Origin of the sequence: Amycolatopsis sp. NPDC059235 (genome assembly GCF_042754125.1) — a bacterium.
GTDB lineage: Bacteria > Actinomycetota > Actinomycetes > Mycobacteriales > Pseudonocardiaceae > Amycolatopsis > Amycolatopsis albidoflava.
This window is the reverse complement of record NZ_JBHZAG010000004.1, coordinates 94,717-114,470: the sequence shown is the minus strand read 5'-3', so window position 1 is coordinate 114,470 and position 19,754 is coordinate 94,717. Positions and strand designations below refer to the sequence as shown.

The 19,754-nt window shown below is 69.4% G+C and carries 24 protein-coding genes; 6 read left to right on the top strand and 18 right to left on the bottom strand.

Annotated features, from left to right (window positions below; genetic code table 11):
* Positions 1 to 312: 312 nt before the first annotated feature.
* The 18 genes from ACFXI3_RS04210 to hrcA form a co-directional block, all read right to left on the bottom strand.
* Entirely contained in the window at positions 313 to 1,065 is a 753-nt protein-coding gene (locus tag ACFXI3_RS04210; protein WP_378397944.1) for a TIGR03943 family putative permease subunit, read from the bottom strand.
* Entirely contained in the window at positions 1,062 to 2,081 is a 1,020-nt protein-coding gene (locus tag ACFXI3_RS04205) for a permease (RefSeq protein WP_378397942.1), read from the bottom strand. Before ACFXI3_RS04205 ends, ACFXI3_RS04210 begins: the two co-directional genes overlap by 4 nt.
* Before the next feature lie 877 nt (positions 2,082 to 2,958).
* Positions 2,959 to 3,378, bottom strand: coding sequence for a YbjN domain-containing protein (locus ACFXI3_RS04200; RefSeq protein ID WP_037813576.1), 420 nt, complete (start codon positions 3,376 to 3,378; stop codon positions 2,959 to 2,961).
* On the bottom strand, positions 3,375 to 4,193 hold the full coding sequence (locus tag ACFXI3_RS04195; protein WP_344283983.1) for an isoprenyl transferase: 819 nt from the start codon (positions 4,191 to 4,193) through the stop codon (positions 3,375 to 3,377). The genes ACFXI3_RS04200 and ACFXI3_RS04195 overlap by 4 nt, the downstream gene beginning before the upstream one ends.
* A 26-nt stretch (positions 4,194 to 4,219) precedes the next feature.
* The gene (gene recO / locus ACFXI3_RS04190; RefSeq protein WP_344283980.1) at positions 4,220 to 4,996 is read right to left on the bottom strand and encodes a DNA repair protein RecO; all 777 of its coding nucleotides are present in this window, start codon (positions 4,994 to 4,996) and stop codon (positions 4,220 to 4,222) included.
* A 49-nt stretch (positions 4,997 to 5,045) separates the two neighbouring features.
* Entirely contained in the window at positions 5,046 to 5,531 is a 486-nt protein-coding gene (locus ACFXI3_RS04185) for a CD225/dispanin family protein (protein ID WP_378397939.1), read from the bottom strand.
* A 54-nt stretch (positions 5,532 to 5,585) separates the two neighbouring features.
* Positions 5,586 to 6,728, bottom strand: coding sequence for an RDD family protein (locus tag ACFXI3_RS04180; RefSeq protein ID WP_378397937.1), 1,143 nt, complete (start codon positions 6,726 to 6,728; stop codon positions 5,586 to 5,588).
* A gap of 182 nt (positions 6,729 to 6,910) precedes the next feature.
* On the bottom strand, positions 6,911 to 7,360 hold the full coding sequence (locus tag ACFXI3_RS04175; protein ID WP_344283971.1) for a DUF2752 domain-containing protein: 450 nt from the start codon (positions 7,358 to 7,360) through the stop codon (positions 6,911 to 6,913).
* Complete coding sequence (locus tag ACFXI3_RS04170; RefSeq protein ID WP_344283968.1) at positions 7,357 to 7,686, bottom strand: CD225/dispanin family protein; 330 nt, start codon at positions 7,684 to 7,686, stop codon at positions 7,357 to 7,359. The genes ACFXI3_RS04175 and ACFXI3_RS04170 overlap by 4 nt, the downstream gene beginning before the upstream one ends.
* 76 nt (positions 7,687 to 7,762) lie before the next feature.
* Positions 7,763 to 8,662: a GTPase Era gene (era, locus tag ACFXI3_RS04165; RefSeq protein WP_344283965.1), complete on the bottom strand. Its 900-nt coding sequence runs from the start codon at positions 8,660 to 8,662 to the stop codon at positions 7,763 to 7,765.
* Positions 8,659 to 8,997 carry a cytidine deaminase gene (locus tag ACFXI3_RS04160; protein ID WP_344283962.1) on the bottom strand — a complete coding sequence of 113 codons (339 nt, stop codon included), beginning with the start codon at positions 8,995 to 8,997 and terminating at the stop codon, positions 8,659 to 8,661. Before ACFXI3_RS04160 ends, era begins: the two co-directional genes overlap by 4 nt.
* A complete protein-coding gene (locus tag ACFXI3_RS04155) occupies positions 8,990 to 10,315 on the bottom strand; it encodes a hemolysin family protein (RefSeq protein ID WP_344283959.1) in 1,326 nt (441 codons plus the stop codon). Before ACFXI3_RS04155 ends, ACFXI3_RS04160 begins: the two co-directional genes overlap by 8 nt.
* 9 nt (positions 10,316 to 10,324) lie before the next feature.
* Complete coding sequence (gene ybeY, locus ACFXI3_RS04150) at positions 10,325 to 10,876, bottom strand: rRNA maturation RNase YbeY (protein WP_344283956.1); 552 nt, start codon at positions 10,874 to 10,876, stop codon at positions 10,325 to 10,327.
* Complete coding sequence (locus tag ACFXI3_RS04145) at positions 10,873 to 11,919, bottom strand: PhoH family protein (RefSeq protein ID WP_378398078.1); 1,047 nt, start codon at positions 11,917 to 11,919, stop codon at positions 10,873 to 10,875. Before ACFXI3_RS04145 ends, ybeY begins: the two co-directional genes overlap by 4 nt.
* A 94-nt stretch (positions 11,920 to 12,013) precedes the next feature.
* A complete protein-coding gene (locus ACFXI3_RS04140) occupies positions 12,014 to 12,391 on the bottom strand; it encodes a histidine triad nucleotide-binding protein (protein ID WP_378397934.1) in 378 nt (125 codons plus the stop codon).
* Positions 12,392 to 12,856: 465 nt separating this feature from the next.
* On the bottom strand, positions 12,857 to 13,609 hold the full coding sequence (locus ACFXI3_RS04135; protein ID WP_378397932.1) for a 16S rRNA (uracil(1498)-N(3))-methyltransferase: 753 nt from the start codon (positions 13,607 to 13,609) through the stop codon (positions 12,857 to 12,859).
* Positions 13,610 to 13,611: 2 nt separating this feature from the next.
* On the bottom strand, positions 13,612 to 14,775 hold the full coding sequence (gene dnaJ, locus ACFXI3_RS04130; protein WP_037813614.1) for a molecular chaperone DnaJ: 1,164 nt from the start codon (positions 14,773 to 14,775) through the stop codon (positions 13,612 to 13,614).
* A gap of 41 nt (positions 14,776 to 14,816) precedes the next feature.
* Complete coding sequence (hrcA, locus tag ACFXI3_RS04125; RefSeq protein ID WP_344283947.1) at positions 14,817 to 15,842, bottom strand: heat-inducible transcriptional repressor HrcA; 1,026 nt, start codon at positions 15,840 to 15,842, stop codon at positions 14,817 to 14,819.
* A gap of 221 nt (positions 15,843 to 16,063) precedes the next feature.
* On the opposite strand from hrcA, the gene ACFXI3_RS04120 reads away from it, so the two are divergent.
* From ACFXI3_RS04120 to ACFXI3_RS04095, 6 genes are read left to right on the top strand one after another with little or no spacing between them, the layout of a single operon-like run.
* On the top strand, positions 16,064 to 16,561 hold the full coding sequence (locus ACFXI3_RS04120) for a YbaB/EbfC family nucleoid-associated protein (protein ID WP_378397929.1): 498 nt from the start codon (positions 16,064 to 16,066) through the stop codon (positions 16,559 to 16,561).
* Positions 16,561 to 16,884 (top strand): type VII secretion target, encoded by a 324-nt coding sequence (locus ACFXI3_RS04115; RefSeq protein WP_378397927.1) that lies wholly within the window; start codon positions 16,561 to 16,563, stop codon positions 16,882 to 16,884. Before ACFXI3_RS04120 ends, ACFXI3_RS04115 begins: the two co-directional genes overlap by 1 nt.
* Positions 16,881 to 18,131 carry a hypothetical protein gene (locus ACFXI3_RS04110; RefSeq protein ID WP_378397925.1) on the top strand — a complete coding sequence of 417 codons (1,251 nt, stop codon included), beginning with the start codon at positions 16,881 to 16,883 and terminating at the stop codon, positions 18,129 to 18,131. The genes ACFXI3_RS04115 and ACFXI3_RS04110 overlap by 4 nt, the downstream gene beginning before the upstream one ends.
* Positions 18,128 to 18,637, top strand: coding sequence for a hypothetical protein (locus ACFXI3_RS04105; RefSeq protein WP_378397923.1), 510 nt, complete (start codon positions 18,128 to 18,130; stop codon positions 18,635 to 18,637). The genes ACFXI3_RS04110 and ACFXI3_RS04105 overlap by 4 nt, the downstream gene beginning before the upstream one ends.
* Entirely contained in the window at positions 18,634 to 19,242 is a 609-nt protein-coding gene (locus ACFXI3_RS04100) for a hypothetical protein (RefSeq protein WP_378397922.1), read from the top strand. Before ACFXI3_RS04105 ends, ACFXI3_RS04100 begins: the two co-directional genes overlap by 4 nt.
* Entirely contained in the window at positions 19,239 to 19,751 is a 513-nt protein-coding gene (locus tag ACFXI3_RS04095; protein ID WP_378397920.1) for a hypothetical protein, read from the top strand. Before ACFXI3_RS04100 ends, ACFXI3_RS04095 begins: the two co-directional genes overlap by 4 nt.
* Positions 19,752 to 19,754 lie beyond the last annotated feature (3 nt).

Below are 19,754 nucleotides of genomic sequence, written 5' to 3'. Positions count from 1 at the left end.
ACTCGGGTCGGCGGCGAAACCGTTTCGAGTCTGGGAGGAGCGGGGTTCGTCACGGGTCCGGAGGGTCCGGAGCATGCTTCCGGCAAGCGGGGCCGCTGCGAGGGCGGCTGGCCGCAGGGGTTTCGCAACTCTGAGCAACTCCGGGCTGACCGCGGTCAGGTTCCGTTCGGGAGCCGTCTCAAGCTGGGGGCTTGAGCGAGCGCTCGAAGCAGAACCACTTCGGGATCGGTCGGCGAGACTCAGGTGCACCGGGCGGGTGGGCGCGGCGGGCCGCGTTCCGAGGACGTCGAGTCCAAGGGGGCGTCGCTCTTTTCAGTATTCATACGGATCCTTCGGCGCGGTGATCCGCTCGACTGTCACCGGAACCAGGTCCGGTGTGTAGCTGTTGGCTTCGGTCGCCGTGCCCGGGACGACTTGGCCAGCGACGCGCAGCCAGGTGTCGCTCGGGAAGCGGTCGGCGTCGCCGCCTTTGAGGTGCACGGTGACGGGGGCCGCGTCGGCTGCGCAGCAGCTGATCACCAGGCGGGCCAACAAGGTTTGGCCTCCGGTGTGGACGACGAACCCGGAGACTTCGACGGTGCGTCCGTTCATGGTGCCGTTGGCGTCCCAGCCCGCACGCGTGACTACCTGGTTCATCGCCATCGGCACCACTGCCCCGGCAGGCAGCGGCGGGAACGCGGCTGCGGACGTGGTCGCGGCGCTGGCGGGCAGGCGTGCTTCGGTGCGGGTGACCGAATCCGCGCCGAGAGCGGGTGGCGCGACGAGGAATACCGCCAGTACCGGGACGACCAGCAGCCAGGCGGAGCGCGCCGGGTGATGGTGGTGGCCGTGTGCGTCCGGATGGTCAGGGGTTTCGGATTCTTGGGCCGCTTTTGCCGCGGCGCGCGCGGCCGTGATGTCGCGGATGATGGCTGTCGCGCCTAGCACCAGCATTACCGCGCCGCCAGCGATGATCCATGGCTGCTGGGCTGGTTTTACGTAGCGCAGGTAGTCGCCGTTGAGCGCGATCTTCACGAGGGCACCGCCCAGGAGGATCAGCAGCACGTTTTGGGTTTCGCGCCTCATCGGACTCCTCCGAGGAAGATCACGCCCGCGACGGTGCCGCAGGCGATCGCCACCACGAAGGTGACCGGGGCGAACCGGGCGGCGAAGGATCGGCCGAAAGTTCCTGTCTGCAGGGCGAAAAGCTTGACGTCGACGGCGGGGCCGACCACCAGGAACACCAGCTTCGGCAGCAACGGCACGGCGGTGAGGGAAGCGGCGACGAAGGCATCGGCCTCACTGCACAGCGCGAGGACTACGGCCAGGACTGCCATCACTACGACGCCGACGATGATCTGTCCGGACAACACTTCGAACCACTTCGCGGGCACGAGAACGTTGAGGGAAGCGGAAATCAGTGCGCCGAGGACGAGGAAACCTCCGGCTTCCACGAGATCGGTGCGGGCGGTTTCGGTGAAGACGCGCCATCGCTGTCCTGGTTGGACGTCGGGCAGCCGGCGCAGCGCTCGTTCGGTGATCCAGGACAGTTTGCCCCAGCGGGCCCAGATCCAGCCCATCACCATCGCGGTGGCGAGCGAGCCGGCGAACCGCGCGAACACCATTTCCGGGCGGCCGGGGAAAGCGACCGCGGTGGCCACCAGCACCACCGGGTTCACCGCGGGCGCGGCGAGCAGGAAGGTGAGCGCGGCGGCGGGCGCGACGCCTTGGCCGATCAACCGGCGCGCCACGGGAACCGACGCGCATTCGCAGCCGGGCAGAGCGACTCCGGCCAGCCCGGCGACGCCGACCGCGGCCGACGCTCTCTTCGGCAGCACCCGTTCCAGCGCGCGGGCGGGCACGAAGGCGGCGATGGCGCCGCTGATCAGCACGCCGAGCACGAGAAACGGCAGCGCTTGCACGCACACCGCGACGAAGACGGTGGACCCGGTGCGCAGCGCGGGCACGTCGAAGAGGTCCTGGAGCTTGCTTTGCGCGAGGACAGCCACGAGCAATACGGCGCACAGGATCTCGATGGAGCTGATTCGGAACCGCCGCGTGCGGGGGCGCTCCTCGGCGGCGTTGTTGGAAAGGGTTTCCACGAAGGCGATGATGCCAGCCGGGTCCGACAGAACCCCAGCCGCCGGGGTCGCGAGGGGTCCCCTCGCGCCGGTTTTGCGTGAATGTCACCCGATTGGGAGGGAGGAAGGGGCGGAATCGGGCGGGCGGCGCGGGGAGGGAGGGGCTCGGGGGCGGGTGGTGTGGTTTGGACGGAAGGGGTTGGCAGCGAAGGGGAATACGGAACGGGGCACGAAGCGAAACTGCCTGCGCGGGGAAAGTCGGCAGCGAAGCGACACTTCGGGCTAGTGGCAGGGCTGGGGACTCAGCGCGGAGCCGGAACCAAGGTCCGCCGCGAACTAGCAGACGACGAGCCAACGGCGGGCTCAACCAGTCGCGAAACTCAACCCGGAGCCGGTACCAAAGTCGGCCGCGAACTAGCAGACGGCAAGCCAACGGCTGGCTCAACGAAATCGCGACACTCAGCCCGAAGCCCGAACCAAACTCGGCCGCGAACCAGCAGACGGCAAGCCAACGGCGGGGCTCAACGCGGAGCCGGACCAAGGTCCGCCGCCAGCCAGCAGACAACCAGCCAGCAGCGGACTCAACGAATCGCGAAACTCAACCCGGCCAGAGAGATCCGCGATGCGGGAGAAGCAAACGCAGGCGAGGCATCAGCGACCTCCGCGCAGCCAAGTCGAACCAGGACTCGAAACGTGGTTCGGCCAAGGAGATTCACCAGCGAGGGATCAGCGACGCTCACGAGCGAAGTCGATCAACGCAGCGAACAGCCGCGAGACAGCGGGGACAGCGAAGACCGCGCAGGCAACACTCCAGCGCTCAGACAGAAACCCGGCTCAGGACTCCGCGCCAAGCAGACAACCAAGCAGGCAACACGGCGCTCCCCAGACAGAAACCGCCTCAGGCCTCGACCCCAGGCAACTCCGTCCGCAGCTGCGAAGCGGTGGAAACCACCAGCATCAGCAACGTCCCCAGCGGCGACGGGTCCATCCCCTCCGCCGGGAACGCGTACCGCAGCGTCACGTCCACCCCGCGCTCGGTGTGGCCGACGCCCAACGTCCCGAACAGCCCCTGCCCGGCCCGCTCCGCGACCGCGACCGCCAGGGCCGGGTCGTCGGGCAGATCCCAGGCCACCACGCAGGTCAGGCTGAGGACCGTCAGGCCGTCGGCGAGGCGGGTGGCCTGGATGACGCACGGGACGTCCGCATGAGAAAACGTGATCGCGCCGTCGTCGTCGACATGGACTTCCAGGTAACGCTCCAGCGCCTCGCGCGCCCGGGTGAGCAGCGCTCCGGTCTCGGCGGCTTCCGCGGTGCTCATTTCGTGCTCCCTGCCTGGTCCACCGCGCCGCCGAACCGGCGGTCGCGCTTGGCGAAGTCGAGGCACGCCTGCCACAGGTGCGTCCGGTCGAAATCCGGGAACAGCGTGTCCTGGTAGACCATCTCCGCGTACGCCGATTGCCACACCAGGAAGTTCGACGTCCGCTGCTCCCCCGACGGGCGGAGGAACAGGTCGACGTCCGGCATTTCCGGCTGGTACAGGTACTTCCCGATGGTGCGCTCGTCGATCTTGTCCGGGTTGATCTTCCCCGCCGCGACGTCCTGGCCGATCCGGCGCATCGCGTCGCCGAGTTCGGCGCGGCCGCCGTAGTTGACGCACATGGTCATGTTGAGCTTGGTGTTGTTCTTGGTCTTCTCTTCGGCGATCTGCAGTTCCTTGATCACGCTGGCCCACAGCTTCGGCCGCCGCCCGGCCCAGCGGATGCGCACGCCGATCGAACCGAGGTAGTCGACCTGGCGGCGGATGGTGTCGCGGTTGAAGCCCATCAGGAACCGCACTTCCTCGGGGCTGCGCTTCCAGTTCTCCGTGGAGAACGCGTACACCGACAGCCACTTCACGCCGATCTCGACCGCGCCGCTCGCGACGTCGATCATCACGGCCTCGCCGCGCTTGTGGCCCTCGATCCGCGGCAGGCCGCGCTGGTTGGCCCAGCGGCCGTTGCCGTCCATGACGAGCGCGACGTGCTTCGGCACCAGGTCGGCCGGGATTTCCGGCGGTTTCGCGCCCGAGACATGCGGCTCCGGAGCCCGCAGCTCGTACCCCGCCGAGCGGGTCTCCCGTCCCCTGCGCAGCACTCGCGGCCTCCTGAAGAATGGATTTCCTACCCGGCCGACCCTACTGGGCCGGGCCCGGCGGTCTCCCGGGCACGCCGCTCCACGAGCGGGAGCGACCGCAGCTGCCGTTCCAGATGCCACTGCAGATGCGCCGCGACCAGGCCGGACGCGTCCCGGCGGGTGATTCCGGGCGACGATTCGGCGACCGCCCACTCCCCCTGCAGCAGCGCGTCCAGCAGGGTCAGGACCTCGGGCGAGGGATGCACCGAACCCGCGATGCGGCAGTCCGGGCACATCGAGCCGCCCGCGGCGACGTTGAACGCGGCGTGCGGGCCGGGCAGGCCGCAGCGGGCGCATTCGGTGATCGCCGGGGCCCAGCCCGCGTAGGCCATGGCCCGGAGGAAGAACGCGTCGAGCACCAGCGACGCGTCCCGCTGCCCGCCGGCCAAGGCTCGTAAAGCGCCTACGACCAGCAGATACAGCTTCAGAACCGGTTCGCCCTCTTCGGCCGAGAGCCGGTCCGCGGTTTCCGCGATCGCGGACGCCGCGGTGTAGCGCTGGTAGTCGGCCACCAGCGGCAGGGCGAACGCGTCGACGGTCTCGACCTGGGTGATGACGTCGAGCGTCCGTCCGGGATAGAACTGCACGTCCACGTGCCCGAACGGCTCCAGCCGGGCCCCGAACCGCGACGACGTGCGCCGCACGCCCTTCGCGACGGCCCGGACCTTGCCGTGCCGCCTCGTGAGCAGGGTGACGATCCGGTCGGCCTCGCCCAGCTTGTGCGTGCGCAGCACCACCCCGGTGTCGCGGTAGAGGTTCACCACCCCGACATCGTCCCACTCGGGAGGCGATGCCGGGGCGGGACACCCTGGTTCAGCAGTAGCTGCCGGTGCAGTAGTAGCTGTGCACCTCGGACGCGGCCACGAGGCTGATGATGATCATGATGATCGCGAACACCCAGCCGAGCGCGCCGATGATGGTGGCGACGAGGCACAGCGTGCGCGTCGTCTGCGACGACTGCTGGGCCATCGCGTAGTTGCCCTGCATCTTGTACGTCTGGACTTCGTTCGACTTCATGATCGCGAAGATCGCGACGATCCACATCAGGAAGATGCAGCCGATCGCCCAGCCCTTGTAGTCCTTGATGGCGCTCATGTCGCCGCCGGGCTGGCCGCCGTAAGCGGGCTGGCCGTACGGCGCGGGCTGGCCGTAGGGCTGCTGCGGGTACGGCTGCGCCGGCGTCGCGCCGGACTGCGGGTACGGCTGCTGCCCGTAGGGCTGCTGCGGCTGGCCGCCGTAAGGCTGCTGGGGCTGCTGGGGCTGCTGGGGCTGCTGCGGCTGGCCGTAGGGATTGGTCATCTGGGTTCCCCCGAGTTTCTCGTGCTTACCGTGCTTTCCGTGATCCGGTGCGGATCAGGACTGTGCCGGACCGGGCTCCGGTGTTTCCGGCTTGATCATCTGCGTCGCTTCCGGCTCGCCTGCCGGCTTCACGACCTGGGTGCGCTCGGCGGCGCCGAACGCTTCGGACGGCGATTGCCGGGGTGCGGCCGGGCGCACGACCTGGGTCGGCTCGGGCTGCTCGAACGCCGTGGGACCCGGCTGCTGCGGCGATGCTCCGGCACCCGGCGCGGCGGGCGGCTGCCCGAATCCCGGCTGCGGCTGACCTGGCTGGCCGAACGCGGGCTGCGGTTGAACCGGCTGCCCGAACGCGGGCTGCGGCGGGACGCCCGGCTGCCCGAATCCTTGCTGCGGCGGAGTTCCGGGGACCGGCGGCTGGCCGTATCCCGATTGCGGAGCCCCGAATCCGCCTGGTGCGGCGGGAAATCCGGCGTTCGGCTGCGCGGGGAATCCGGCCGAGGCGGGCTGGCCGAACCCCGGCGCGGCACCTGGCTGGCCGGGGAAATCGCCTGGCTGACCGAATCCCGCCGGAGCACCCGGCTGTCCCGGGAAACCGCCCGGCTGGCCGGGCTGCCCGAACCCGCCGGGCTGGCCGGGAAATCCGCTCTGCTGACCGAATGCCGCGCCCGGAGCGCCCGAGGGCGAGGGGTCGGCGGGTACCACGATCGTGCTCAGGATCTTGTCCGAGAACGTCTGCGCCTTGTCGTCCCACAGCGGCCACAGGTAACCGAGGGCGAACGCCATGCTGTCCAGCGCGTGCGCGAGGTCGCGGACGAACGCCATCCCGGCCCCGATCGGTTCGCCGGTGGCCTCGCTGACGAGTTTGATGCCGACGATCCGCTTGCCGAGCGACTGTCCCGTGTTGCCGCCGTTGATCCAGCGGTTGAAGACCGTCCAGGCGAGATTGCCGAGAATCGCCAGCAGGTAAACGATCGTGCCCGCGACACCGGACGCCATCGACACGAGCAGAGCGAGGACGATCCCGCCCAGGAGCGGGGCGAAGTCGATGAGATAGGCACCGGCGCGCCGGCCCCAGTCCGCGTAGACCCGGGCGGGACCGTACGGCTGGGGGTAGCCCGGTGCCTGCTGTCCCGGCGGCGCGCCGAACGACGGTCCGCCTTGAGGCGGGCCGCCGGGCTGGCCGTAGGGATAGGTCATCGAGTGTCCCCCTCGTTCATGGTCTCGGCAGGCGAGTGCTGATCGCGGCCGCTGTGGACACGTCAGTGCGCGGGAGCGTACCTCGTTCATCCGGGCCGGGCCGAGCAGGTGTCCGCATCGGGTGACGCGGTGGACGCGACGGCCCCCGAACCAGTTCCTGGGACAGCGAAAACGGGGCTAACTCAGACAGACAGGCTGGTGAACGGGGCCAACGGAATGTTGCGCGCGACGAACCACAGCACGAACACGACCGCGACGACGTGCGGCGTCCAGCGCCAGTGCAGCCAGGACCGCATCGCCCTTCCGCGCAGCCGTCCGATCGTCCAAGCCAGACCGCTCCACGCGAAGAGCGCGACGAACGCCAAAGCCACCGCGTTGTAGTGCAGTGCGGCGGAAAAATCGCCGTGCAGCACGCTGTAGGCCATGCGCATCCCGCCGCAGCCGGGGCAGTCGATCCCGAAAAGCAGCTTCGTCGGGCACACCGGGAGCGGGCCGCCGGGGGTGGTCGGATCGCCGAGCCACACCGCGACGCACGCCAGGCCGATCCCGCCCGCCGCGGCTGCGGGGCCGGCTAGAGCCCTTGCCACCGCACGGGTTCCGCGCGCCGGCTGTCCGGTGTAGACGGTGCTCAACGGAACCAGAGCACGTGTCCGGCGAACACCAGGACGACGAGCGCGACGAGCACGTACAGCCCGATCAGGATGGCGATGCTGAGCGCCGACCACATCGCCCACTTGCGCGCCTCGTCCGCCGCGCGGTGCGCTTCGGCCGCGTATCCCTGGTACCACAGGGTGTTCACCTGGCTGGCCTTGACGATCGCGACGATCCCCAGCGGCAGGCAGCAGAACACGGTCGCGAGGATCGCCCACACCAGGTTGCTGTCCGGCGGCGGCGGGTACTGCGGCGGGTAGCCGTACGAAGGAGGGTACGGGCCCTGCGGCGGATACGGGCCGGTCATGCGGTCCCCCTGGACAAATCGGATACGGTTCGGCCTGACGCTACCTTCCCGCGCCGCCGGGCACGACGGGAACCGGTCAGAAACCCAGCCGGCGCAGCTGCTTCGGGTCCCGCTGCCAGTCCTTGGCCACCTTGATGTGCAGGTCGAGATACACCTTCGTGCCGAGCAGCCGTTCGATGTGCTTGCGCGCGGTCGCGCCGACCTCGCGCAGCCGTTCGCCCTTGTGCCCGAGGATGATCCCCTTCTGGCTGGGGCGTTCCACGTACAGCAGCGCGTGGATGTCGATGAGGTCGTCGCGGTCTTCGCGCGGGATCATTTCCTCGACGGTCACCGCGATGGAGTGCGGCAGTTCGTCGCGGACGCCTTCCAGCGCGGCCTCGCGGATCAGCTCGGCGACCAGCGTCTGCTCGGGCTCGTCGGTGAGTTCGCCGCCCGGGTACAGCTGCGGTCCTTCGGGCAGCCGCTGCACCAGCAGGTCGGCGACCGTCTGCACCTGAAAACCGTCCACGGCGGACACCGGCACGAGGTCGGCGAATTCCATCACCTCTTGCAGCGCGACCAGCTGCTCGGCGATCTGCTCGGGCTTCACCAGGTCGGTCTTGGTGACGACGCCGATCACCGGCGTGCGCCGGGCGATCTTCTTCAGCTCGGCCGCGATGAACCGGTCGCCCGGGCCGATTTTCTCGTTGGCGGGCACGCAGAACCCGACGACGTCCACTTCGGACCACGTCTCGTGCACGACGTCGTTGAGCCGCTGGCCGAGCAGCGTGCGCGGACGGTGCAGGCCGGGCGTGTCGATGATCACCAGCTGCGCGTCGTCGCGGTGCACGATGCCGCGGATGGCGTGCCGAGTGGTCTGCGGTTTGCTGGAGGTGATCGCGACCTTCGTGCCGACGAGCGCGTTGGTGAGCGTCGATTTGCCCGCGTTGGGACGGCCGACGAAGCAGGCGAAACCGGAACGGTGCGGCTCAGTCACGGGTGAAGCACCTCGACCACGGCGCCGGACGGATCGGCGAAGACGATCGGCGCCGCGCTGGACACGTCGCGGACCGCGTGCACGGACGCTTCGGCGACGAGCGCGTCGGCGGTCACGACGGCGGCGGCTTCGAGGCCTTCGGCACCGCTGGAGAGCGCGGCGGCGACGGCGGCCTGCACGGCGGTGAGCTTGAACGACGGCTGGTCGACGGTGGCGGCGGCGTAGGTGCGGCCGTCGCTGTCGCGGACCGCGGCACCTTCCGCGGCGCCGGTGCGCGCGCGGGCCGAACGGGCCAGCGTGACCAGTTTCTGGTCCTCGGCGTCGAGGTCAGGCATGTTCGACTCTCCTGTCGTGCTCTTCGGGCTGGGGCGGGCGGGTGCGCGGGCGCGCCGACGACGGCCGGACGACCACGGACGTGATCCGCATCCGGCCGCGGCGGTCCTTGCCCCCTTCGGCGAACAGCCGAAGACCGGCGACCTCGGCTTCGGCCCCCGGCAGCGGGACCCTACCCAGTCGCTCGGCGAGCAGCCCGCCCACGGTCTCCACGTCGTGGTCTTCGAGGTCGATGCCGAACAGTTCGCCCAGGTCGTCGACGCCGAGCCGGGACGACACCCGGACCGAGCCGTCTTCCAGTTCCTCGACGTCGGGGCGTTCGTCGGCGTCGGATTCGTCGGTGATCTCGCCGACGATCTCCTCGAGGATGTCCTCGATGGTGAGCAGGCCCGCGGTGCCGCCGTATTCGTCCACCGCGATCGCCATGTGGTTGTGCGTGCGCTGCATTTCTTTGAGCAGCTCGTCGAGCCGTTTGGAGTCGGGCACGAAGCTCGCCGGGTTCATCACCGCGTCGACGACCGTGCTCGGCCCGTCCGGGCCCATGTACTCGGACATCAGGTCTTTGATGTTGGCCACGCCGACGATGTCGTCCACCGAATCGTCGATCACCGGGACGCGGGTGAAGCCGGTGCGCAGCGCGAGCGCGAGGGCCTGGCGGACGGTTTTGGTGCGCTCGATCCACACGATTTCGGTGCGCGGCACCATGACCTCGCGGGCGACGGTGTCGCCGAGTTCGAACACCGAGTGGATCATCTCGCGTTCGGAGTCCTCGACGACGCCGCGTTCCTGGGCGAGGTCGACCAGTTCGCGCAGTTCGACCTCGGAGGTGAACGGGCCTTCGCGGAAGCCGCGGCCGGGGGTGATCGCGTTGCCGAGCACGATCAGCAGCCGCGACAGCGGGCCGAGGACGGTGCCGAGGACGCGGACCGGCCCGGCGACGATCGTGCCGACGCGGTACGGGTGCTGGCGGCCGATGGTGCGCGGGCCGACGCCGATGATGACGTAGCTGACGACCACCATCACGACCGCCGACACCAGGATCGCGAGCCACAGCCGGTCGAACCAGGCGACGAAGGACACGGTGACCAGCACCGTGGCGGTGAGTTCGCAGACGAGCCGCAGCAGGAGCAGCAGGTTGATGTGCCTGCGGCGTTCGGCGACGACCGCGGCGAGCTGGCGGGCTCCGACGCGGCCGGCGCGGACGAGGCCGTCGACCCTGGCTTGCGACACCGTGCCGACCGCGGCGTCCGCGGCCGCGAACACGCCCGCGAGCAGCACCAGCGTCACCGCGATGACGACCTGTGCCGGGGGGTTTCCCATGATCGGAGCCTAGGACGTTTCCCCGGGCTGCGGCGTGTCGAGCCCAGCGATGCCGAGCACGCGGTCGTCGACGTCGCGTTGCGCGTCGCGGGCCTGGTGCGCCGCGACCGCGGCCTGGAATTCGCCGAGGATCCGCTTCTGCAGCCCGAACATCTCGCGTTCCTCGGCGGGTTCGGCGTGGTCGTAGCCGAGGAGGTGGAGGCAGCCGTGGACGGTGAGCAGGTGCAGTTCGTCGATCAGCCGGTGGCCCGCGGTTTTCGCCTGGTCTTTCGCGAAGGCCGGGCAGAGCACGATGTCGCCGAGCAGCGCCGGGGACGCGTCGGGCGCGTCGGGGCGGCGCGAGGAGTCGAGCTCGTCCATCGGGAAGGCCATCACGTCGGTGGGCCCCGGCAGGTCCATCCAGCGTTCGTGGAGGTCTTCCATCACCTCGAGGGTGACGCACAGGATGGACAGCTCGGCGAGCGGGCTGACCTCCATTTTCTCGAGGGTGTAGCGCGCGGCGGAGACGATGGACGCCTCGTCGACGTCGACGCCGGACTCGTTGGCGATCTCGATGCTCATCGGCGGGTGCCCTTCCAGCCGCCGTTCTGCTGCTCTTGCGCGTCCTGCACGGCCTGCCACTTCTCGTACGCGTCGACGATGTCGCCGACCAGTCGGTGCCGGACGACGTCCTGGCTGGTGAGCTCGGCGAAGTGCAGGTCCTCGACGCCGCCGAGGATGTCGCGCACGACGCGGAGCCCGCTGCGCTGCCCGCCGGGCAGGTCGATCTGGGTGATGTCGCCGGTGACGACGATCTTCGCGCCGAACCCGAGGCGGGTGAGGAACATCTTCATCTGCTCGGGCGTGGTGTTCTGCGCCTCGTCGAGGATGATGAAGGCGTCGTTCAATGTCCGGCCGCGCATGTACGCCAGCGGTGCGATTTCGATCGTGCCCGCCTGCATGAGCCGCGGAATCGACTCCGGCTCGACCATGTCGTGCAGCGCGTCGTAGAGCGGCCGCAGATACGGGTCGATCTTCTCGTTCAGCGTGCCCGGCAAGTATCCGAGCCGTTCGCCGGCCTCGACCGCCGGACGCGTCAGCACGATCCGCGTGACCTGCTTGGCCTGCAACGCCTGCACGGCCTTCGCCATCGCGAGATACGTCTTGCCCGTACCAGCGGGCCCGATGCCGAACACAATCGTGTGCTTGTCGATCGCGTCCACGTACCGCTTCTGGTTCAGTGTCTTGGGCCGAATGGTCTTGCCGCGCCGCGAAACGATGTTGAGGCTCAGCACCTCCGCGGGCGACGCGTCCCCGCTGGACAACATCCCCACAGTCCGCCGCACCGTGTCGGGCCCCACCTGCTGACCGCCACCGGCAAGCTGCACCAATTCGGTGAACACGCGCTCCGCGAACGCCACGTCAGCCGCAGCGCCAGTCAACGTGACCTCGTTGCCGCGCACGTGCACGTCCGCGGCCAGCAGCTCCTCCGCCACCCGCAAATTCTCGTCCCGCGACCCCAGCAGGCTCAGCTGAGCCCCCTCCGGGATCGGAAATCGAACCTGTGCCTCGGCCGATACCCGATTGTCAGGTCGGGCGGCTCCACCCGTCTCAGTTCCGGCCACGTGGCCTCGGTCCTGCTTTCTGCGCACTTCGCAAGTCAACGTACAGGGACCCCATAGATGCTACTTGTCCCCGACACCCACTCGCAGCCCGGTTTCAGTGCACTCCCGCCTGCGGCTTCCCGAACATCCCCAGCTGCTCCCCGCCGAGCACATGGGCATGCACATGAAACACCGTCTGCCCGGCGTCAGCATCAGTGTTGAACACCACCCGATACCCGCTGACAGAGACCCCTTCGATCTCCGCCACCTTCCGAGCCGTCAACAACACCCGGGACAACAACCCCGGATCCGCCTCCGCCAACTCCCCCACGTTCCGATACCGCTTCCTCGGAACCACAAGTACATGCACCCGCGCCTGCGGATTGATGTCCCGAAACGCAAACGTGGCGTCGTCCTGATACACGACGTCCGCCGGAATCTCCCCAGCAATAATCCGCTCGAACAACGTCTCCGCAGCACCAGCATCGCTCATAGACCCACCCTACAAACAGAAGCCAACGCCCGATACGGACCGCAACCAACGAACGCCACGCCACCACCGGACGCACCCAACGCAACGGCCGCACGACACGCAACCACCGGACGCACCCAACGCAACGGCCGCACGGAAGGCAACCACCGCACCGTGGGGGTCCGGGGGGCTCGGCCCCCCGGGAGTAATGGCGGAACCAGCGGCGGCGAAGTATCGCGCCAGCGATACGAAGACGCCGCGGCGCGGTGGAGCCTGGGGGTCGCTCCACCGCCGCCGCGGCTCCGCCGGACCGAGGGGGGAGGTGCCCGGCGGGGTTCTGGTTCGTACTCAAGAGTAATGCCCGCCTGCGGGCGGGCTGAAACCCTCGTGTTTCGCACGTTGCGAAGCAGAGTAGCCGCCGGGGGTGCGGCGCGCCATCACCTGGTGCGGATGTTTAGGGGTTCTGCCGGGTTTTCCGGTTCTGTGTCAGTGCCAGCGGCCGGTGAGGACGCCGAGTGCGCCTAATGCCACTGCGGCCGCGGTGGATGTGCGGAGGACCGTCGGGCCGAGCCGGACCGTGGTGGCTCCGGCCTCTTCGAGGGCAGCGAGTTCTTCGTCGGTGATGCCGCCTTCCGGCCCTACGACAAGGAGGACGTCGCCTCCGCCGGGGAGGTCGAGGTCGGTAAGCCTGCTGGTGACGCCGGATTCGAGGACCAGCGTCGCGGACATCGTGGCGGCCAGCTGCGCGAGTTCGCGCGTGCCGACCGGTTCGGCGACGGCGGGCACATGGGCGCGGCGGGCCTGTTTCGCGGCGGAGCGGGCAGTTGCGCGCCAGCGGGCGAGTGCTTTCTCGCCGCGGGATCCGTCGTCCCAGCGGGCGACGCTGCGGGCGGCGCGCCAGGGCACGATCGCGTCCGCGCCGGCTTCGGTGGCCAGTTCAACTGCCAGTTCCCCGCGGTCGCCCTTCGCGAGCGCTTGGGCGACGTGGACGCGCAGCGCGGGCGGTTCCTCTTGCCACCGCTCGAGAACTGTGAGGGTGACCGTGGCCGCGCGGCCTGCTTCGACAGCGTCCACGGCGCAGCGGGCCATCGCGCCGGCACCGTCGGAGAGCACGAGCTGCTCCCCCACGCGCAGCCGGCGCACGGTGGCCGCGTGCCGGGCTTCCTCGCCGTCGAGCAGCGCCCGGCCTTCGGCGGGCACTGCCGGGGCGAGGAAGACCGGCAGGGTGGTGTCCGGCACAGTCAGCGGTTCTTCGCGCGCAGCTTGGAGAACAGGCCGCCGTGCTTGCTGCCGTTGGCGGCGAGCGTCGGGACTTCTTCGCCGCGCTGCTGGGCCAGGTCGACGAGCAGGTCTCGCTGGGCCTCGTCGAGCTTGGTGGGCACCACGACGTCGATGTGCACGTGCAGGTCGCCGCGGCCGTCGACGCGCCCGGACGAGCGCAGCCGCGGCATGCCCTTGCCGGTGAGCACCAGTTCGGTGTTGGGCTGGGTACCGGGTTCGATGTCGAGTTCGTAGTCGCCGTCGACCAGGGTGGCGATCGGCACTGTCGCGCCGAGCGCCGCGGTGGTCATCGGGATGCGGAAGTTGCAGTGCAGGTCGTTGCCCTCGCGGACGAACACCTCGTGCGGGGCCTCGTCGATCTCGACGTAGAGGTCGCCCGCCGGGCCGCCGCCGGGGCCGACCTCGCCCTGTCCGGACAGCCGGATCCGCATGCCGTCGCCGACGCCGGGCGGGATCTTCGCGGTGACGCCGCGCCGCGACCGGATCCGGCCGTCGCCGCCGCACTGGCGGCACGGGTCGGGGATGACCTCGCCGAAGCCGCGGCACACCGGGCACGGGCGCGCGGTGACGACCTGGCCGAGGAACGACCGCTGCACGGACTGGACCTCGCCGGCCCCGCCGCAGGTGTCGCAGGTCTTGGTGCTGGTGCCCTCGGCGGTTCCCGCGCCGCGGCACAGGTCGCAGACGATCGCGGTGTCGACGGTGATCTCGCGGTCGACACCGGTCGCGCACTCCTCGAGAGTGAGGCCGAGCCGGATCAGCGCGTCGGAGCCGGGCTGCACGCGGCTGCGCGGCCCGCGGCCCCGTCCGCCGCCTCCGCCGGCGGCGCCGAAGAACGCGTCCATGATGTCGCCGAGCCCGCCGAAGCCCGCGAACGGGTCGCCGCCGCCTCCGCCGCGGCCGCCCCCGTCCATCGGGTCGCCGCCGAGGTCGACGATCTTGCGCTTCTGCGGGTCGGAGAGCACCTCGTACGCGGTGGTCACCTCGCCGAAGCGGTGCTGGGCGTCCTCCGACGGGTTCACGTCGGGGTGCAGTTCACGGGCCAGCTTGCGGTACGCGCGCTTGATCTCCTGATCGCTCGCGTTCTTGGCCACCCCGAGGATCCCGTAGTAGTCCCTCGCCACGTTGCTCTGCCTTCTCCTTCGTGTTCCGCCCCCGCCGCCGGTCAGCGGCCGGACAGGATCTGCCCCACGTAGTTGGCGACCGCGCGGACCGCCGCGATCGTGCCGGGGTAGTCCATCCTGGTCGGCCCGACGACGCCCATTCCCCCGAGCAGCATGTCGTCCCGGCCGTAGCCGATGGACACGACCGAGGTGCTGCGCATCTGCTCGTCCTCATTTTCCTCACCGATGAGCACGGTGACCGCACCGGGGTTGCGGGCCGCGGCGAGCAGCTTCAGCACCACCACCTGTTCCTCGAGCGCTTCGAGCACCTGGCGCAGCGAACCGGGGAAGTCCGCGACGTTGCGGGTGAGGTTGCCGGTGCCGCCGAGCACGATCCGCTCTTCCGGGTGCTCGACCAGCGATTCGACCAGCATGGTGCAGATCCGGGTGAGGTGGTCGCGCAGGTCCGCGGGCGCGGCCTCGGGCAGCTCGGCCACGTTCGCCGCGGCGTCGGCGAGGCGCCGCCCGGCGAGCGCGCCGTTGAGCACGGTGCGCAGCCGCAGCACGGTCTCCTCGGTGACCACGTCGCCGAGGTCGACGGTGCGCTGGTCCACCCGGCCGGAGTCGGTGATCAGCACGAGCATGAGCCGCGCCGGTGTGAGCGGAACCACTTCGAGGTGGCGCGCCACGGTGTTGGTGAGCATCGGGTACTGCACCACCGCGACCTGGCGGGTGAGCTGCGCGAGCAGCCGCACCGACCGGCGCAGCACGTCGTCGAGGTCGGTGCCCGAGTCGAGGAAGTTGGTGATCGCGCGCCGCTCGGCGCTCGAGAGCGGCTTGATCTCCGAAAGCCGGTCGACGAACAGCCGGTAGCCCTTGTCGGTGGGGATCCGCCCGGCGCTGGTGTGCGGCTGGGCGATGTACCCCTCTTCCTCGAGGGCGGCCATGTCGTTGCGCACGGTGGCACTGGAAACGCCGAGGTTGTGCCGCTCGACGATCGTCTTCGACCCGACTGGCTCCTGGTTGGAGACGTAGTCGGCGACGATCGCGCGCAGCACCTCGAAGCGACGCTCGTCCGTGTTCGCCACCGGCACCTCCTTCGCGGTCCTCCTGCTACTCACAACGAGTTTACGGACCCGGGAGTGCCCGGCGCGCCCTCCGGTCCCGGCAGCCACGAGTAAATGGCGGGCAAACAATTTTTAATAGCGACGAACCGGGCAACTCGGATCTTCGCTTGCACGGGGAACCGGAACCCGGTTTTCTGCCTCGGAAAGACTATGAACCAGTCGATCCGAAAGCAGTGGCCGACATGAACGCACTTTCTCCCGAAATCGCCGAAATCCGGCAGCGGGCCGCCGAAGCGCAGGAACGGCTGAAGCACGTGTCGGCGACCGCGACGAGCCAGGACGGCGCGGTCACCGCGACCGTCAACACCGCCGGTGCGCTGCAGGAACTCCAGTTCGGCTCCCGCGCGGACGAGATCCCGCGCGCCGCGCTCGCCGCCGCCGTGCTGGCCACCGCCCGGCGCGCCCAGGCCCAGGCGGCGCAGCAGCTGACCGCGATCATGGCCCCGGTGATCGGCGAGCACAGCGACGCGATGAAATTCCTCGAAGAACAGATCCCGGAACCGGAAGTTCCGGAGGAACCGGCCCCGCCTTCGACGCCGCAGCCGCAATTCTTCGACGCCCAGGACGATTCCGCTCCTCCCGCCCGTCCCGCCCGTCCCGCGCGCCCCGCCCGCCCGGCGCCGGACCCGACCGATGACGACGACTACTACGGCGGCGGCTCGTTCCTGGGGAGGAACTGATGGCGGACGGCTACCAAGTCCATCTCGAGGCACTGCAACAGCACAAAAGCGACGTGCAGGACATCGCCGCCGGGGTGCACACGGCAGCGCAGGCCGCGGAACAGGGCCAGGCGCTGGGAGACGACTCCTTCGGCATCGTCGGCCTCCCGTTCGCCGCGGTGATGCAGAGCTTCACCGGGACCGCGAGCATGTTCATCGGCTTGGTCGCCGGTGCCGCCGACGACATCGCCGACCGGCTGGGCTCAGCCCACGACGCGTACCGCGACCACGAAAAACAGACTGTCGGCACCGTCGACGGCGTCGGGAAGGAGCTGCCGGCATGAGCGAGAACCCGCTGGTCGCGACGAGCGAAGCGCCCTCGGGCGCGCTCACCAACATGGGGTCGTCGAGCAACGAGATGGACAATCTCAACGCCCAGACCTCCGGCACCGGGATCTTCAACGACGTCGCCTCGACCATCACCGACGCCCGCGCGGGCGACTGGGGCAACCTGGTCATGGACGGCATCACCGACGGGCTCGACCTGCTCGGCGCCGCGATGGACCCGCTCGGCTCGCTGGCCGCCGCGGGGGTCGGCTGGCTGATCGAGCACATCAGCTTCCTCAAGGAGGGCCTCGACAAGCTCGCCGGCAGCCCGGAGGCAGTCACCGCCAAGGCGACGACCTGGCAGAACATCTCCAAGCAGCTCGACGAGAGCGCGACGCAGTACCAGCAGGCCGCAGCCAAAGTGAAACCCGACTTCCAGGGACAGGGCGGCTCCGCCTACCAGACCACGGCCGCCGGGTACGTCGCCACTCTGAAGGGCGCGTCCGTGCAGGCCAAGGGCACCTCGGTCGGCATGACGATCGCCGCCGCGCTCGTCGGGACCGAGCGCGGCATCATCCGCGACATGATCTCGTCGTTCGTCGGCGAGCTGATCATCAAGGGACTGGCCGCGCTGGCGTCGTCCTGGTGCACGTTCGGCGGGACCGTGGCCGCGTTCATCGCCGACACGGTGGTCGAGGGCGGGATCCTCGCGGAGAAGATCTCCGGCCGGATCGCGAAAGTCGTGGAGCAGCTCGAGAAGCTCGCGCAGAAAGCGGGCAAGGCGAAGGGCGCGATCGAAGACGCCGCGAACGCGCTGCGCAAGCTCGGCAAGAACGCGGGCAAACTGACGGACAAGAGCGTCGACGCGGCCGTCTCCGTCGAGAACAAGGCCACCAAGCTCAAACAGGCCGGTGCGGACTGGGACAAGCTCAGCCGGGCCGAGAAGTGGGAGAAGGCCGGCGAAAAGGCCGAGGACTGGAAGGAAGCGACAGGCGCCAAGCTGCCGGACAACCTGTCCAAGTTCGCCGAACCGAACCGCAGCTTCCTCAACCTGTCGAAGTGGAAGGAAGCCGACGGCGGCGTGCCCAAGTGGAACACCGCCGACACCACCGGCGTCGTGGCCGAAGGGCGGCGGCAGGAGAACGAGCAGATCGACCGCTCGCACGAGTCCGCCGAGTCCTACGAGAAGGAGCACGCCCGCGAAGAGGGCGGCGGCGAAGGCGGCAGTTCTGAGAGCGGCGGTTCCGAAGGCGGTCCTCGATGACAGTGCGGCCCGCTGATCCGGCCGAGGTCGCGACCGCGAATTTGGCCGGGCGGCTGCACCCGTCCCAACGCTCGCTGCTGGTCGGCGGATGGTTCCGGTTCCAGCTCGGACTGGCCGCCGCGCTGATCGTGTTCGCGGTCGTCCTGCCGCTGACCACGAGCATCCTCGACGAGCCGCACCGCGCGCAGACTCTCGGCGCGGCGCCGTTCGTGCTCCTCCTTATCGTGGCCTTGCTGGTCAGTTGCCTCCGCAGCTACCAGAACCTCAGCCGCCCGCTGACCGTCATCACCGGCTGGACCCACAACTTCGAACAGGACGGCCAGTCCCACGCCTACCCGATCTGCGTCCGCCACTACTTCGCCCGCACTTCGCGATGGGAGATGAACGCCGGCGGCACCACCTACCGGCTCACCAAGCCGCAGTTCGAACGCCTCCGACCTGACCGGAACAACACCGTCTGCCTGATCCCGCGCAGCAAAATCGTGGTCAACATCCTCCCAGCGTGACCGGGACCGGCGAGCGGGGAGAACACGTGCGCGAGGAAACCGTGCAGGCGGCCGCCGACCAGGCCAACCGGGAAGGCCGGCTGCATCCGTCCCAGCGGACAATGGTCCTGAACGCGGGCTTCTCGATGGCTGTCGTGTGGATCATCCTGTTTGTCGCAGCCGCGATCATGGCTCCCATCGGCATCGGAGCGAGCAGCGACGAGGTGCGAGGCCTGAACGAACTGCACACCGACGCCGGTCTGCCGCCGGTGTCGTACTGGTCGCTGAACTGGCAGGTGTACCTCCTGACGGTTCTCTTCCTCGCGCTCGCCGTGCTCCCAGGGAGACTTATCTGGCGGCGGCTGGCGGAAGTGCGCAGCGGCAAACTCGACGTGGTGCCCGGCTGGACGCACGACTACGGGCACGTGCACAAGGCGCCTTCCCGCGGGCAGCACGCGATGTACATGTACGAAGTCACCGAGCGCATGACGTTCACCTATTTCGTCGTGCAGGGGAAGTCCCACCGGCTCGACTACGACATGCGGCAGCGGGTGCTCGGCAACCGCACGAACGCCGCGATCCTCACTCCGCGCAGCAAAATCCTGGTCAACGTGGTCGCCGCGTGACCGCGAAGGCCGATCCCGGCGAGGTCGCCGCGGCCAATCTCGCCGGGAGGACGCATCCGAGCCAGCGCGGCGAGGCGCTCGGCTGCCTCTTCCGGGGAGTCTGGGGGTTCGTCGCGATCGAGGTGGCGATCTCGATCGTCGCGGTGGTCAAGTCGGGCTTCACCACGTCCGCGTTGTGGGCAGTGGGGGTCACCGTGGTCATCCTCGGGTGGGCGATCCGGCTCAGCCTGCGGGAGATCGCCGACTTCCGCGCGCCGCTGACAGTCCTCCCCGGGCCGGCGCACGATTTCGGCGCCGGCCCGATCACCGACGACTATCCGGTCGGGTTCAAGCACATCCCGCGCGGGCCGGGCACCACTGAAAAATGGCAGCTTCGCGTGGGCGGCCGCACCCACGCCGTCGGTCCGGATCGAGGGAAGCGGCTGGCCGCCGAGCGGGTCGTCGCGGTGTGCCTGTTCGGGAACAGCGGCTCCGTGGCGAGCATCGTCGGCGAGAACGGCGTGTGGTGAACC

Excerpts from the sequence above, each read along its gene's own strand:
- ACFXI3_RS04110 (WP_378397925.1), top strand. The coding sequence starts at position 16,881 with ATGAGCGAGAACCCGCTGGTCGCGACGAGCGAAGCGCCCTCGGGCGCG.
- ACFXI3_RS04200 (WP_037813576.1), bottom strand. The coding sequence starts at position 3,378 with ATGAGCACCGCGGAAGCCGCCGAGACCGGAGCGCTGCTCACCCGGGCG.
- ybeY (WP_344283956.1), bottom strand. The coding sequence starts at position 10,876 with ATGAGCATCGAGATCGCCAACGAGTCCGGCGTCGACGTCGACGAGGCG.
- ACFXI3_RS04180 (WP_378397937.1), bottom strand. The coding sequence starts at position 6,728 with ATGACCTATCCCTACGGCCAGCCCGGCGGCCCGCCTCAAGGCGGACCG.
- ACFXI3_RS04185 (WP_378397939.1), bottom strand. The coding sequence starts at position 5,531 with ATGACCAATCCCTACGGCCAGCCGCAGCAGCCCCAGCAGCCCCAGCAG.
- ACFXI3_RS04155 (WP_344283959.1), bottom strand. The coding sequence starts at position 10,315 with ATGGGAAACCCCCCGGCACAGGTCGTCATCGCGGTGACGCTGGTGCTG.
- ACFXI3_RS04120 (WP_378397929.1), top strand. The coding sequence starts at position 16,064 with ATGAACGCACTTTCTCCCGAAATCGCCGAAATCCGGCAGCGGGCCGCC.
- ACFXI3_RS04170 (WP_344283968.1), bottom strand. The coding sequence starts at position 7,686 with ATGACCGGCCCGTATCCGCCGCAGGGCCCGTACCCTCCTTCGTACGGC.
- ACFXI3_RS04140 (WP_378397934.1), bottom strand. The coding sequence starts at position 12,391 with ATGAGCGATGCTGGTGCTGCGGAGACGTTGTTCGAGCGGATTATTGCT.
- ACFXI3_RS04105 (WP_378397923.1), top strand. The coding sequence starts at position 18,128 with ATGACAGTGCGGCCCGCTGATCCGGCCGAGGTCGCGACCGCGAATTTG.
- ACFXI3_RS04115 (WP_378397927.1), top strand. The coding sequence starts at position 16,561 with ATGGCGGACGGCTACCAAGTCCATCTCGAGGCACTGCAACAGCACAAA.
- ACFXI3_RS04210 (WP_378397944.1), bottom strand. The coding sequence starts at position 1,065 with ATGAGGCGCGAAACCCAAAACGTGCTGCTGATCCTCCTGGGCGGTGCC.
- ACFXI3_RS04160 (WP_344283962.1), bottom strand. The coding sequence starts at position 8,997 with ATGCCTGACCTCGACGCCGAGGACCAGAAACTGGTCACGCTGGCCCGT.